Origin of the sequence: Brucella sp. BE17 (genome assembly GCF_039545455.1) — a bacterium.
In the GTDB taxonomy this organism is placed as follows: domain Bacteria; phylum Pseudomonadota; class Alphaproteobacteria; order Rhizobiales; family Rhizobiaceae; genus Brucella.
In genome coordinates, this window is sequence record NZ_CP154467.1 from 1853698 (window position 1) to 1866604 (window position 12907).

Consider the following 12907-nt stretch of genomic DNA (forward strand, 5'->3'; position numbering starts at 1 on the left):
TCAGTTGGCGGCAGGTGCCACAGCACCTCCGCTCGCATCAGCCGGCGCTTTTGGCGTGAGGCTCTGGGTAACAAGACGCTGGATCACGGCATCGGCATCGCGGCGCGCTTTCAGCTGATCGGCAAACTCCTTCGATGTCGCCTTGGCGTCTGCGGGAAGCTGCTCCCATTCGGCTATCGCGCGCTCAAGATCACCCTTGTTGAGTGCTGCTTCCATGCGCGCAGTCGTCGGACCAACACCTTCCCCCTCTACGTCTCCTGCAACGGGCCGCACGGCGACCAGCCCTTTGGCGCTAGCCATCAGATGATCAAAGACACCGGCATCAGCAGGCAGCTTGTTTTCCGTCGCAACGATACGGTTGGCGACATCTCCAAACCGGGAATTCAACTCCGCAACCGTTGGCAAACCTTTTTCGGCGAAAGAACGCAATACCTCCACGTCGTTGTCCTGCGGCGCAAGCGAAGCGAAAGTATCGAGTTCCGTCTTGAACGATCCGCCGCGATCGATGGCCGTCTTCAGCGCATTGGCGGCAATCAGCGCCGCCATGTCCGGCTGGCGCGACGCTTCACCAATCTTTTCCTCCAGTGCCACAAGTTTCGATTCCAGTGCGGAAAGAGCACCATCATTACCGGAGACCGCACTGGCGGCCTGATCAACGCGCTCTCGCGCCGTTGCGAATTCCTTGTCGAGGGCATCAAGACGCCCGGTCAAAGCTTCAATTTCGGCAGGTGCGACACCTTCTGATGTGCTCGCAGCGATTTGTTGCTGAAGCTTTGTGAGTTCGCCAACCGCAGCCTCGGACTTGATTTCCGCCGCCTCGACATTTTTCTGCAACTGGGCAAGTTCGGTCTTGCTCTCAGCGTCGAGCGGTGCTGGTGCAGGATTATCGCGCAAATCCGCAATCTGCTTTTCGACCTGAGACAATTGTTCTGGCGTTACACGCCCACCCGAAGACGGCAACACACCTGCCCATTGCAAAAGGGCCATACCGCCGAGTGCAATCACACCGCCAGCAATACCCGCCAGAAGATGGGAAGCACCAATGCCAGATTTTTGCGCGGAGGAAGGAGGTGGTGGCATGGATGAAGATATTCCGCCATCCGTTACCCGCGGCTTTTCCTTTTCCGGTTTCACACCCGCAGTAAAGGGGGGCTTTGCAGACGAACCCGACGACTTTTCAGCGCCCGCCACCTTTTCAGCGCCATTATCTTTGCCGACATCCTTCGTCTTGATAGGGCCAACCGGCTCGGCGGCAGGCGTCGTTTTGGAACCATCCGGCTCGTTGATGCGCTTAACTTCGGACGAATCAAGATTGATCGTCACAGGATTGCGGGCCGGTTTGGAATGTCGCGGAGTGCCGGATTTCGCCATGGGTCCTCTCGTCGTCACAGATGTTTGATCCCCGTGACTCTAGCAGATAAAATCGTCAAATGAAGAAAGGTTGCGCCAAAATAGTCAAACTTTGGCAAGAAGCCTGAAAAGGCCATTCTCGTCAGGGTGGTCTGCGACAAGCGCTCTTTGCTGCCATTTCGCAGGAAGTTTTTCAGCAACGCGCCCGGAAATGCACAAAAATCGGGTTTGTCCATCGAATGGATGCTCTATCTTGTGCATCATATCGACAAAGCGCTCAGCTGCCACGCCAGAATAAAGCAGAACTGCATCAAAAACCGCATCCCCCAGGACTTGCATGATCTCCGGCACAGTATAATCGATCATCTCGATATCATAGACATCGCGTACCACCATCTCGAGACCAGCTTCTTTTATGCGTTCCTCGAAAATCGGTTGGCGCATGTGTCCGGCAAAATAAAGAAGCCGCGCGCCTTGCGGTAAAGCTTTTCGGATGGTTTCTGCAAGACGCACCGCATCGCCACCCCCTTCGCTCACCTGTAAAAACCCGGCGCGCCGCGCCGCATCCGCGGTCCCTTCGCCCACGGCAAAAAGCGGCAGATCAAGACAAGCTTGCAGCACGTGTGGTTCGATATGCCGGAATGCGTTGGCGCTGGTGACCGTCAGCGCATCGAAACGCATTTCAGGCAAGGAGAAGGGAAGTGCGACCGTGCGGGTGAGCGGTAGCGATAGAGGCGTAAACCCGGCACGGGTCAAACGGACGGCGGTTTGCGAAGCGGCTGGCTCCGGGCGTGTCACCAAAACCTGTCTTGCAACTTCCTCTCGATCCCCGCCACGCATTATCAATCCCAGTCGGTGAAGAAATGTGAACCTGCTTCCGCACGGATGCGTATAGCCGCCTCTTCACCAAGTTTCGCGGCCTCACTTGCAAAGCCGTCAATATGAACCTCATGCGCCTTAGAACCATCCGGCCGCAGAACCATCCCGCGAAAGCTTATACTTTCGCCTTCTACCGTCGCCAGACCGGCAATGGGCGTACGACAGGAACCGTCAAGCGTGGCCAGAAAAGCGCGTTCACAGGCGGTCACAACATGCGTATCGCGATGCGCCAGTGGTTGCAGCAAGGCGTCAATCCTTTCGTCCCCGAGGCGGCTTTCAATCGCCAAAGTGCCCTGCCCCGGCGCGGGCAGAAAAACATCCGGCGAAAGATGTTCGCTAATGACCTCCGAAAGGCCGAGCCGGTTCAATCCAGCACAGGCAAGCAAAGTGCCGTCCACTTCCCCTTCCGCCAGTTTGCGCAGGCGCGTCTGGACATTGCCGCGAAACATCACCACTTGGATATCGGGACGAAGACGCTTGATTATTGCCTGTCGGCGCAGGGATGAGGAGCCGACGATCGCTCCTTGTGGCAGATCGGAGAAGCTTTTGACATTGCGACCGATAAAAGCATCACGCGGGTCTTCGCGGGGCAGAAAAACAGAAAGATGAAGACCATCCGGCAAAACCGTGGGCATATCCTTGGTGCAATGCACTGCCATATCGATGCGACCATCCTTGAGGGCCGCTTCTATTTCTTCGGTAAAAAGACCCTTGCCGCCGACCAGCGAAAGCGGGCGATCCTGAATACGGTCACCAGCTGTCGACATCGGCACGATTTCTATCGTTTCTTGCGCCAGCCCGTGCGCCTTAACAAGAAGGCGACGCGTTTCCTCAGCCTGTGCCAGCGCCAACTGACTCCCCCGCGTACCGATCTTTAACGGGCCGATTTTCGAGGAGGCTGTTTGCATATCGCTTCGTCCATGATACCGGGTTGCATGAAATATGAGACAGGCAGGGTCTAACCGCAAATGCGCATTCTTGGAATAGAAACCAGTTGCGACGAAACAGCCGCAGCCATCGTCGAGCGTGACGATAAGGGCGAAGGGCGTATCTTGTCCAATGTCGTTTTGAGCCAGATCGCCGAACACGAACCCTATGGCGGCGTCGTACCGGAAATTGCTGCCCGCGCGCATGTCGAGGCGCTGGACAAGCTGATCGAACGCGCTTTGAACGATGCGGACACAAAGCTTGAAGAAGTCGATGCTATTGCCGCAACCGCTGGCCCCGGCCTTATCGGCGGACTGATCGTCGGTTTGATGACTGCCAAGGCGCTGGCAATGGCCGCGCAAAAACCTTTCTATGCCGTCAATCATCTCGAAGGCCACGCGCTGACCGCGCGGCTGACCAACCGGCTGGCATTTCCCTACCTCCTGCTGCTGGTTTCGGGTGGTCATACGCAGATGGTGCTCGTGCGAGGCCTTGGCCAGTATGAGCGCCTCGGCACAACCATTGATGATGCGCTGGGCGAAGCTTTTGACAAGACCGCCAAACTTCTGGGGCTCAACTATCCCGGCGGGCCAGCCGTCGAACGCATGGCACTACAGGGGGATGCCAAGCGCTTTGCCCTGCCGCGACCGCTCAAGGGCGAAGCGCGGCTCGACTTTTCCTTCTCCGGCCTCAAGACCGCCGTGCGTCAGACCGCGACCGAACTCGCGCCCCTTTCTGATCGTGATGTCGCCGATATCTGCGCCTCGTTTCAGGAAGCCGTTGCCGACACGCTTACAGACCGCGTCCGGCGCTCGCTGGAACGGTTCAAGGATGAGTTTCCTGATTGTGCCACGCCGTCACTGGTAGTTGCGGGCGGTGTTGCAGCCAACAAGACCCTGCGCGCTGCATTGGAAATACTGTGCGAAAGACATGGTTTCAGCTTTGTCGCGCCACCGCTTGATCTGTGCACCGATAATGCCGCAATGATCGCCTGGGCCGGTGCGGAGCGCGCCAACAGCAAAGAACCCGATTCGCTCGACATCGCGCCGCGGTCGCGCTGGCCGCTCGATGAGAAATCAAAGCCCATGTTCGGCACCGGACGTCGTGGAGCCAAGGCATGAGCAAGCGCGCAAAAATTAGCGTTCTGGGCGGCGGCGCATGGGGGACGGCTCTTGCCGTCATGGCCGTCAAGGGCGGCCATGAAACCGCACTTTATGCGCGTGACAGCGAAACGGTTAAAGCCATAAATCAAGACTGTCGCAATCCGCGCTATCTTGGCGAGATCGACCTGCCGCAAGGTATCCGTGCCAGCAGCAATGCCGAAGAGGTACTAACAAAGGCTGACGCGGTTCTAGCGGTTATTCCGGCACAGGCCATGCGCAAAGGATTGTCGCAACTCAGTACCTTCATTCCGCAATCCGTACCTGTGGTTCTTTGTGCCAAAGGCATTGAGCGCGAGACTGGGCGGCTGATGTCGGAAATCGTGGCGGAAGTGCTGCCAAAACACCGTATCACAGCACTTTCCGGCCCGAGCTTCGCAAGTGATGTGGCGCGTGGCCTGCCCACTGCGGTAACCATCGCCTGCGAGGAAGAGGAAACGGCTGAAGAACTTGCCGTACTCCTTTCCGGTCCGGCGTTCCGGTGTTATTCGACCACTGATCTCAAAGGCGTGGAAATCGGCGGCGCGTTTAAAAATGTTCTGGCGATTGCAGCCGGAGCGGCCATCGGGCGCGGGTATGGTGCCAGCGCGCAGGCAGCGCTCGTTACACGCGGTTTCGCAGAATTGCGCCGCATTGGCCAAGCCATGGGCGCGAAGCCGGAAACCATTATGGGATTGTCGGGTCTCGGCGATCTGATGCTGACGTGTTCGTCGCCGCAATCGCGCAACTATTCCTATGGGCTTGCGCTTGGACGCGGTGAGGACCTGTCCAACCGTCCTTTGGCGGAAGGGGTCGCGACCGCGCCGATTGCCGCTCAACTCTGCAAAAAATATGATATCTCCGCCCCCATCATCGATGCGGTCGGCGCGCTTTTAAGCGGCACCGTCACCATAGACGAAGCGGTGAACAATCTCATCAACAGACCCCTGAAATCCGAGGACTAACCATGCTGTTTGCACTTCTTTGCACCGACAAGCCTGACCATCTGCAAGTCCGCCTCGACACACGCCCGGCCCATCTTGACTATCTCAACGGACTTGGCGATGTATTGAAATTCGCCGGGCCCTTTTTGGGTGATGACGGCAAGCCGAACGGCAGTCTTGTAGTGGTCGAGGCCGGAGACCAGGTTGAAGCGGAAAAAATCGCCGTCAATGACCCGTATGCCAAAGCAGGACTTTTTGCCGAGGTGATCGTGCGCCCTTGGAACTGGGCCATTAACAATCCTTCAAACGCATAAGGTGCAGCATGGCTTACTGGCTGTTCAAATCGGAACCGTTCAAATGGTCATGGGAGATGCAAAAGGCCCGTGGTGAAAAAGGCGAACAGTGGGATGGGGTGCGCAATTATCAGGCGCGCAACAACATGCGCGCCATGCAGCTGGGCGACAAGGGCTTTTTCTATCATTCCAATGAAGGTCTGGAAGTCGTCGGCATCGTCGAAGTGTGCAAACTCGCCCATCCCGACAGCACCACCGACGATCCACGCTGGGATTGCGTGGATATCAAGGCAGTGTGCGATATGCCCAAGCCCGTTACGCTCAAAGATGTCAAAGCCAATCCAAAGCTCGAAAATATGGCGCTCGTCACCTCCATGCGCCTTTCGGTGCAGCCGGTGATGGAAGATGAATGGATCGAAGTCTGTCGCATGGGCGAACTCGACGCCAGTAAGATCTGATGATCGATCCGGCGGATCGCCGTACACGCGACTTTATTGCGGTCAATACCACGCTGCAAGCACCGCCACATGTGCCGGAAATTTGGCTGCATCTTGCCGATGAAGCGCATGATCTCTGGCACAGAACCGAGGAAGAACTGGCGACCATCGGACTGCCGCCGCCCTTCTGGGCTTTTGCCTGGGCGGGCGGCCAGGGTGTTGCGCGCTATATTCTGGATAACGCCGACAAGGTGACTGGCAAGTCCGTTCTCGATTTCGCATCTGGCTCCGGCCTTATCGCCATAGCTGCGGTCAAAGCGGGCGCGAAAAGTGTCATCGCTTCCGATATAGATCCTTTTGCGCTTCAAGCCATTGAAATCAATGCAGATGCAAATGCGGTTGTGGTGGAGCCTGTTTCCAAAGATCTGATCGGAGCAGATAAAGGCTGGGACGTGGTTCTGGCGGGTGATGTCTTTTATGACAAGCCGCTCGCCGACCGGCTTGTTCCGTGGTTTTCGGCGCTGGCAAAACGCGGAGCATTGGTCGTTGTCGGCGATCCGGGGCGTGCCTATCTGCCAAAAGACCGGCTGCACCAGCTCGCCGTCTATACGGTGCCAGTCACGCGCGCGCTGGAAGATGCCGAGGTTAAACGCACAACCGTCTGGGAATTCTGCTAAGGCACCATGCCAGCAGCGCAAACCCTTTCATCGCAACACCCGGATGATCGTCCAGCGTGACAAAAGCGGCAGAAGCCGTGCCATATCGGCACGTTTGAGCGCAATACAACCTTCAGTCGGCGCATAGTCTGGACGGGCAAGATGAAAAAAGATGGCGCTCCCGCAGCCCCGGCGGCGCGGGCGGATATTCCAGTCCAAGACGATACACACGTCATAAAGTCCATCATCACGCCACATGCGTTCGTGGCTTGGTGCATAGGGAAGCCGGACGGGACGATTGTAATTGGCATCTTGCGGCGCATCGCACCAGCCATCCCGCCGCCGTATCGAACGAAGTTTCAACGCCGAGGGTGGCAAGCTGCCACGGTCACAGCGCCGATAGCCATGAAGCACGCGCATGGCAGCCAAGGGTGTCGCACCATCACCTTCGCGCTTGAAAGCACTGATTCCCCCCTTGCCAAGGGCGCATTGCATCACCAGATTGCCAGCAACAAGTAGGCCGCGTGTTTTATGTCCCGGCTTGGCACGCACATCGATTATCTTGATCCCACGAGGGGCCGACCACCCGGCATAATGTCTGGTCAAGAGCGTCTCCACTACACTATCGTAAAGGCCTAATTGAGCTTAACAAAATATACTTCAGCGTTTAGCCGCTTCAACTTCGCCTTATTAAATGTCATAACCCTATATGAGCAATTGAATCAAAGAGTAACGAGGACAGGCATGACAGGCCGTACAATTCTGATTGTCGATGACGATGAAGATCTGCGTTCGATCCTCGTCGAGCAGCTTGAGCTGTGCGAAGAGTTCCAGATTCTTCAAGAAGATAACGCCACCAAAGGCATCCAGACCGCCCGTAATGGCACCGTTGATCTTCTGATTATGGATGTCGGCCTGCCAGATATGGATGGACGCGAGGCGGTAAAGCTGTTGCGCAAAGGCGGTTTCAAGCCCCCGATCATCATGTTGACGGGCCACGATACCGAATCAGACACCGTTTTGGGTCTCGAATCGGGTGCCAACGACTATGTTACCAAGCCGTTCAAATTTGCCGTTCTGCTCGCCCGCATCCGCGCGCAGTTGCGCCAGCACGAGCAGAGTGAAGACGCGACCTTTACCGTCGGCTCCTACATATTCAAGCCGGGTCAGAAACTGCTTACCGACGAAAAGGGCGGAAAAATCCGCCTGACTGAAAAGGAAGCAGCGATTATCAAGTATCTCTATCGCGCCGGCGACAAGGTGATCAGCCGCGATGTGCTGCTGGAAGAAGTCTGGGGCTATAATTCAGGCGTGACCACCCATACGCTCGAAACCCATGTCTATCGCCTGCGTCAGAAAATCGAGAAGGATCCGTCCAACGCAGCACTTCTGGTAACGGAAAGCGGGGGATACAAACTTGTCCCGTAATGGCCTTTGCCAAACGCAGGTGTATTGACAGCCAATGGCGCTAGACGACGATATCCAGATACTCGGCGAGGTCGACCTGTTCGGGTCTCTTTCACCCGAACAGTTGCGCCTGCTCGCCTTTGGTGCAGAGCGATTGGTGCTGCGCAGCGGTCGCGAACTATTCAGCGAAGGTCAGAGCGCGGACTGCGCCTATATCGTCGTCTCTGGTACGATTACGCTGTTTCGGGAAGTCGAGGATGCGCGTGCAACGGTGCGCACGGTCGGATCGGGCACGATACTTGGTGAAATGGCTCTGATCGCCCAGGCGAATAGGCTTACCAGCGCGGTCGCGGATGTTGAAACAGAAGTGATTCGTATCAGCCGTTCAATCTTCCGGCGCATTCTCGAGGAATATCCGGAAGTGGCGGCATCTCTGCATAACCATATCAGTAAAAGCCTCGTGCGGCTGATCGGCGAGATCGAAAAGGTCGCACCGCGCCTTGCGGACTAAAGCTGATCTGATTGAAGCAGACCGTGCGCTGATTATCTGATCTGACGCGCATCTTGTCCGAAAACCGTTCCCACTTTTCGGGATGCGCTCTAACCCAAATTGAAAGTTGCGATTACCGGAACATGATCGGACGGACGATCCCAGCCACGCGCATCGCGCAGGATTTGCAAGTCCTCGATATCGCTTTCGAGATCATTCGAACCCCAGACATGATCAAGCCTTCGACCCCGGTCGGCAGCATTCCAGTCCTTGGCACGATAACTCCACCACGTATAGATTTTCTGATCTGCCGCAATGAGATGGCGCATCAGATCGCTCCAGCCACCCTTGACGCGCAGATCTTCCAGCGTTTCAGTCTCGATCGGCGTGTGGCTGACGATTTTTAAGAGCTGCTTGTGCGACCAGACATCGTTTTCAAGTGGTGCGATATTGAGGTCACCCACCAAAAGCGAAGAAAAACCATCCTGTCGATCGGCCTTTATGGCGCGCATTTCTTCAAGGAAAGAAAGTTTGTGCGCAAATTTTGGATTGATTGCCGGGTCAGGCTCGTCACCACCGGCAGGCACATAAAAATTATGAATACGAAGCTTTTTGGCCCCGGCGTCCACGACAGCACTCAGATGCCGACAATCACCCATATCGCAAAAACCGATTTTCTCGACATGGCTCAAGGGGCGGCGTGAAACGGTTGCAACGCCGTGGTAGCCTTTCTGACCGCTAATCGCGATATGCTCATAGCCCAGAGCCCGAAAGCCTTTAGACGGAAACTGATCGTCCGGGCATTTGGTTTCCTGAAGACACAGAACATCGGGCTGATAATCACGCAGGAACTGCTCGACCAGCGGCATGCGCAGGCGCACCGAATTGATGTTCCAGGTGGCGACAGAAAAGCTCATGGGAAAAACTCGCGGCTATCGAAGGATTGCCGCGAACCTATCCACTTATTGGCCAAATGCAAATATCCGTGCCGGATAAAACACCGTTAACGCACAGAAGCTCCGCTCAGCGGTTTTTCCGCTTCATCGCAATGCGCGTGTAATCGATTTTGAACATGTCGTCGGTAAATCGAACACCGGTGCGTAAATCGAAAATCATCACCGTCGTATCAAGCTTTTGGGCATCCGTGATGGTCCACTGCTTCAGATCATAGGATTTCGGATCAAACATCATGGTGATTTTGGAATTGCCGAAGACGGACTTGTCACCCAGCACCAGCGTCGTCATATCCGGGTCCTGCTTGACACTTTCCAGACGGCCGCCGCCCAGATCGATACGGCTTGCGAGAAGCAGTTTCAGTGGCGTCTTGGACAGAGGATAGAGATCCCATGTGTCGAGTTTGCGATTATTGATCACGACTGATTCGCCATCAGCAATCACCCGGATGGGGGATTTATCGTAGTTGAAGCGGATTTTGCCGGGACGCTCAATATAAAAGGTACCGCCCGTCTGCTCGCCTTTAGGGCCGAACTGCACGAATTTGCCTGTCATAGTACGCACAGATGAAAAATGATCAGCAATTTTTTGCGCCGAGGCCACACCGCTCTGCGCCTGCGCAAAAGCCGATGCAGTCAAAGTCAGTGTACCCGCCAACGTTGCCGTTCCCAGCGCAGTCACCAAGCGGCCGGTTCTTGCAAAGGCAGATAGACGCGCAAAAAAGTGGGAAAACATCATTGGCAGACTCTTTCTCTTCATCATCCAGGCAAGCTATGACGCCACTTTGGCGCGAGTATGGCGCGATACTATCAGCTTATTGGGTCAGTAATCGTCGTCGTCACCGGCCGGCACGAGGATTTCACGCTTGCCGGCATGATTGGCTGGGCCGACGACGCCTTCTTCTTCCATGCGTTCGATAATCGACGCGGCACGGTTGTAGCCGATGCCAAGACGACGCTGGATATAGGATGTCGATGCTTTCTTGTCACGCAGCACAACGGCAACCGCCTGATCGTAGGGATCGTCGGAGTTCTCCAGACCGGACGTTCCCGACGCAACAGCGCCTTCGTCCTCTTCCTCATCCTCGGTGATCGCATCGAGATATTCCGGCACGCCCTGAAGTTTCAGATGCTGTACGATGCGCTCAACCTCGTCATCACCGACGAAAGGACCGTGAACGCGCTGGATGCGCCCACCACCAGCCATGAACAGCATGTCGCCTTGCCCCAGCAATTGTTCGGCGCCCTGCTCACCCAGAATGGTGCGGCTGTCGATCTTGGAGGTCACCTGGAACGAAATGCGGGTCGGGAAATTGGCCTTGATCGTGCCGGTAATCACATCAACACTTGGCCGTTGCGTTGCCATGATGACATGGATGCCCGCCGCACGCGCCATCTGTGCCAGACGCTGCACTGTACCTTCGATATCCTTGCCCGCGACCATCATCAGATCAGCCATCTCATCGATGATGACGACGATATAGGGCATGGGTTCGAGATCGAGTTCTTCCGTCTCGTAGATCGCCTCGCCAGTATTGCGGTCAAAGCCGGTCTGCACGGTGCGGGCAATACGCTCGCCATTGTTCTGCGCCTGTCCGACACGCTGGTTAAAACCGTCAATATTGCGCACGCCGACCTTCGACATCTTGCGATAGCGGTCTTCCATCTCGCGCACGGTCCATTTAAGCGCCACGACCGCCTTCTTGGGATCGGTCACAACCGGAGTGAGGAGATGCGGGATACCATCATAGATGGAGAGTTCCAGCATTTTCGGATCGATCATGATCAGGCGGCATTCCTGCGGCGTCATGCGATAAAGCAGCGACAGGATCATCGTGTTGATCGCAACAGACTTGCCCGACCCGGTCGTACCGGCAACAAGCACATGCGGCATCTTGGCGATATCGGCAATGACCGGCTCGCCATTGATGGTTTTGCCGAGCGCCAGCGCAAGCTTCGCCTTGGTGTGCTCGAAATCACGGCTGGCCAGCATTTCACGCAAATAAACCATTTCGCGCTTCTGGTTCGGCAATTCGATGCCGATCACATTGCGCCCTGGAACAACCGCTACACGCGCGGCAATCGCGCTCATCGAACGGGCGATATCGTCGGCCAGACCAATGACCCGAGAGGATTTAATGCCCGGTGCAGGCTCAAGCTCGTAAAGGGTTACAACCGGACCCGGCTTTACATTGATGATCTCGCCACGGACGCCGAAGTCTTCCAGCACGCCTTCGAGAAGACGCGCATTCTGTTCCAGCGCATCCTTGGACAGTGACATGTCGCGTGACACCGCTTTGGGTTCGGCAAGGAAATGCAGCGACGGCATTTCAAACGCGCCACCATCTTTCAAGAAAGAAGGCTGGGCTTCACGCTGGATGCGCGAGCCGGGACGCGGCGAGGATGCTGCCTGTTCAACGCGCGGCTTGCGGCGCCGCGCAGGCGGCGCATCATGCCATTCTTCACCGGCAAGCGGTGCCACATCGCCATCATCCGTGTCGAACGGCATGTCATCATCAGCTGCAGGACCAAACCCGGGTTCGTGCCGCGATCTTTTACGCGCAGCACGCGGTTCGTCAAAACCATTATGAGCGCGCTTGCGCCCCAAGCCTGTCAGGCGTTTGAAATTGGCGCTCGCCATCAGCGCCAGATGGGTTACGGCCCCGATAAACGGGAAGCCCCGACCGGCCTCACCATCTTCGGAAAAATCATTTTCGGACGCATTGCGCTCTTGGGGACGCTGTTCGGGCTTGGCTGGCGTAACTGTCACGGCACTTCTACCAACGATACCGCTTGCAAACAGGCACAGCCAGAGGGCAAAAGGTGCCAGAAAAAGCGCTATGATAGAGGCAATGGCGCCTTGCGGAAACTGGCCAAGAAACAGGCCCGGAAAGCGCAAAAGCATATCACCGAGCACGCCGCCCAATCCGATCGGCATCGGCCAGCTTGACGGAACGGCAAAACAGCTCGCCATGGCGGCAAATAAAAGCGCGGACGCAATCCAGGCGACACTACGCTTTGCAACACGGCCAATACCGCCGCGTGTCATTACCAGCAGCGCCCACACAACCAGCGGCAATAAGGCAGGCACGCTGGCAAGGCCAAGGAACTGCATGGCAATATCTGAGAAGACGGCACCTGGATAGCCGAGCGCATTGGTCACCGGATTGTCGGTCGCATGGCTGAAACTGGGATCAGCCACATTCCACGTCGCAAGCGCACCCACCGCCATGGCAGACAGCGCCAACAGGCCAAGCCCCAGCAGAATATAAAGCTGCCTGCGGAAAATATTGGCCAGTTTCAGCCTGTCTTCGCTCATCCGCTCATCACGCAGCGGGTATGATGGCGCGTATCCTTGCCGCATCTCAAGCCAGTCCCGAACCAGATTTTACACAATGCCCGGCAGCTTGAAACGCTTCGGGCGCAATTGAT

The 12907-nt window shown here is 56.4% G+C and carries 14 protein-coding genes; 7 read left to right on the top strand and 7 right to left on the bottom strand.

The window, feature by feature from the left end:
• The 3 genes from AAIB41_RS09010 to hemC all read right to left on the bottom strand — a co-directional run bounded on the left by AAIB41_RS09010 (position 1) and on the right by hemC (position 3137).
• On the bottom strand, positions 1 to 1371 hold the full coding sequence (locus AAIB41_RS09010; protein ID WP_343312967.1) for a mitofilin family membrane protein: 1371 nt from the start codon (positions 1369 to 1371) through the stop codon (positions 1 to 3).
• Between the two features lie 84 nt (positions 1372 to 1455).
• Positions 1456 to 2190: a uroporphyrinogen-III synthase gene (locus AAIB41_RS09015; protein ID WP_343312968.1), complete on the bottom strand. Its 735-nt coding sequence runs from the start codon at positions 2188 to 2190 to the stop codon at positions 1456 to 1458.
• Positions 2191 to 2192: 2 nt separating this feature from the next.
• The gene (gene hemC, locus AAIB41_RS09020; protein ID WP_343312969.1) at positions 2193 to 3137 is read right to left on the bottom strand and encodes a hydroxymethylbilane synthase; all 945 of its coding nucleotides are present in this window, start codon (positions 3135 to 3137) and stop codon (positions 2193 to 2195) included.
• 60 nt (positions 3138 to 3197) lie between these two features.
• Here hemC and tsaD point away from each other — a divergent pair, with 60 nt between their 5' ends.
• Genes tsaD through AAIB41_RS09045 form a run of 5 tightly spaced genes read left to right on the top strand, consistent with a single transcriptional unit; the run spans position 3198 to position 6646 of the window.
• Positions 3198 to 4277: a tRNA (adenosine(37)-N6)-threonylcarbamoyltransferase complex transferase subunit TsaD gene (gene tsaD / locus AAIB41_RS09025; RefSeq protein ID WP_343312970.1), complete on the top strand. Its 1080-nt coding sequence runs from the start codon at positions 3198 to 3200 to the stop codon at positions 4275 to 4277.
• Entirely contained in the window at positions 4274 to 5260 is a 987-nt protein-coding gene (locus AAIB41_RS09030; protein WP_343312971.1) for an NAD(P)H-dependent glycerol-3-phosphate dehydrogenase, read from the top strand. Before tsaD ends, AAIB41_RS09030 begins: the two co-directional genes overlap by 4 nt.
• A 2-nt stretch (positions 5261 to 5262) precedes the next feature.
• Positions 5263 to 5553 (top strand): YciI-like protein, encoded by a 291-nt coding sequence (locus tag AAIB41_RS09035; protein WP_343312972.1) that lies wholly within the window; start codon positions 5263 to 5265, stop codon positions 5551 to 5553.
• 8 nt (positions 5554 to 5561) lie between these two features.
• Entirely contained in the window at positions 5562 to 5990 is a 429-nt protein-coding gene (locus AAIB41_RS09040) for an EVE domain-containing protein (protein WP_343312973.1), read from the top strand.
• On the top strand, positions 5990 to 6646 hold the full coding sequence (locus AAIB41_RS09045) for a methyltransferase (RefSeq protein WP_343312974.1): 657 nt from the start codon (positions 5990 to 5992) through the stop codon (positions 6644 to 6646). The genes AAIB41_RS09040 and AAIB41_RS09045 overlap by 1 nt, the downstream gene beginning before the upstream one ends.
• 27 nt (positions 6647 to 6673) lie before the next feature.
• Here AAIB41_RS09045 and AAIB41_RS09050 read toward each other — a convergent pair whose 3' ends face one another.
• On the bottom strand, positions 6674 to 7231 hold the full coding sequence (locus AAIB41_RS09050) for a L,D-transpeptidase (protein ID WP_343312975.1): 558 nt from the start codon (positions 7229 to 7231) through the stop codon (positions 6674 to 6676).
• Between the two features lie 138 nt (positions 7232 to 7369).
• On the opposite strand from AAIB41_RS09050, the gene AAIB41_RS09055 reads away from it, so the two are divergent.
• A complete protein-coding gene (locus AAIB41_RS09055; protein WP_343312976.1) occupies positions 7370 to 8053 on the top strand; it encodes a response regulator transcription factor in 684 nt (227 codons plus the stop codon).
• Positions 8054 to 8087: 34 nt separating this feature from the next.
• Complete coding sequence (locus AAIB41_RS09060) at positions 8088 to 8543, top strand: cyclic nucleotide-binding domain-containing protein (protein ID WP_343312977.1); 456 nt, start codon at positions 8088 to 8090, stop codon at positions 8541 to 8543.
• An 89-nt stretch (positions 8544 to 8632) separates the two neighbouring features.
• Here the strand turns inward: AAIB41_RS09060 and AAIB41_RS09065 are convergent, their stop codons facing one another.
• The 3 genes from AAIB41_RS09065 to AAIB41_RS09075 all read right to left on the bottom strand — a co-directional run bounded on the left by AAIB41_RS09065 (position 8633) and on the right by AAIB41_RS09075 (position 12839).
• Positions 8633 to 9439, bottom strand: coding sequence for an exodeoxyribonuclease III (locus AAIB41_RS09065; protein ID WP_343312978.1), 807 nt, complete (start codon positions 9437 to 9439; stop codon positions 8633 to 8635).
• Positions 9440 to 9545: 106 nt separating this feature from the next.
• Positions 9546 to 10238, bottom strand: a complete 693-nt coding sequence (locus tag AAIB41_RS09070) for an outer membrane lipoprotein carrier protein LolA (protein WP_343312979.1) — start codon at positions 10236 to 10238, stop codon at positions 9546 to 9548.
• A 60-nt stretch (positions 10239 to 10298) separates the two neighbouring features.
• Complete coding sequence (locus AAIB41_RS09075) at positions 10299 to 12839, bottom strand: DNA translocase FtsK (protein WP_343312980.1); 2541 nt, start codon at positions 12837 to 12839, stop codon at positions 10299 to 10301.
• Positions 12840 to 12907 lie beyond the last annotated feature (68 nt).

What these genes read in the sequence shown, in the direction of transcription:
- AAIB41_RS09030 (WP_343312971.1), top strand. Translation starts at nt 4,274, where the DNA reads ATGAGCAAGCGCGCAAAAATTAGCGTTCTGGGCGGCGGCGCATGGGGG.
- AAIB41_RS09015 (WP_343312968.1), bottom strand. Translation starts at nt 2,190, where the DNA reads ATGCGTGGCGGGGATCGAGAGGAAGTTGCAAGACAGGTTTTGGTGACA.
- AAIB41_RS09070 (WP_343312979.1), bottom strand. Translation starts at nt 10,238, where the DNA reads ATGATGAAGAGAAAGAGTCTGCCAATGATGTTTTCCCACTTTTTTGCG.
- AAIB41_RS09075 (WP_343312980.1), bottom strand. Translation starts at nt 12,839, where the DNA reads ATGCGGCAAGGATACGCGCCATCATACCCGCTGCGTGATGAGCGGATG.
- AAIB41_RS09065 (WP_343312978.1), bottom strand. Translation starts at nt 9,439, where the DNA reads ATGAGCTTTTCTGTCGCCACCTGGAACATCAATTCGGTGCGCCTGCGC.
- AAIB41_RS09055 (WP_343312976.1), top strand. Translation starts at nt 7,370, where the DNA reads ATGACAGGCCGTACAATTCTGATTGTCGATGACGATGAAGATCTGCGT.
- AAIB41_RS09040 (WP_343312973.1), top strand. Translation starts at nt 5,562, where the DNA reads ATGGCTTACTGGCTGTTCAAATCGGAACCGTTCAAATGGTCATGGGAG.
- AAIB41_RS09010 (WP_343312967.1), bottom strand. Translation starts at nt 1,371, where the DNA reads ATGGCGAAATCCGGCACTCCGCGACATTCCAAACCGGCCCGCAATCCT.
- AAIB41_RS09060 (WP_343312977.1), top strand. Translation starts at nt 8,088, where the DNA reads ATGGCGCTAGACGACGATATCCAGATACTCGGCGAGGTCGACCTGTTC.
- hemC (WP_343312969.1), bottom strand. Translation starts at nt 3,137, where the DNA reads ATGCAAACAGCCTCCTCGAAAATCGGCCCGTTAAAGATCGGTACGCGG.
- tsaD (WP_343312970.1), top strand. Translation starts at nt 3,198, where the DNA reads ATGCGCATTCTTGGAATAGAAACCAGTTGCGACGAAACAGCCGCAGCC.
- AAIB41_RS09035 (WP_343312972.1), top strand. Translation starts at nt 5,263, where the DNA reads ATGCTGTTTGCACTTCTTTGCACCGACAAGCCTGACCATCTGCAAGTC.
- AAIB41_RS09045 (WP_343312974.1), top strand. Translation starts at nt 5,990, where the DNA reads ATGATCGATCCGGCGGATCGCCGTACACGCGACTTTATTGCGGTCAAT.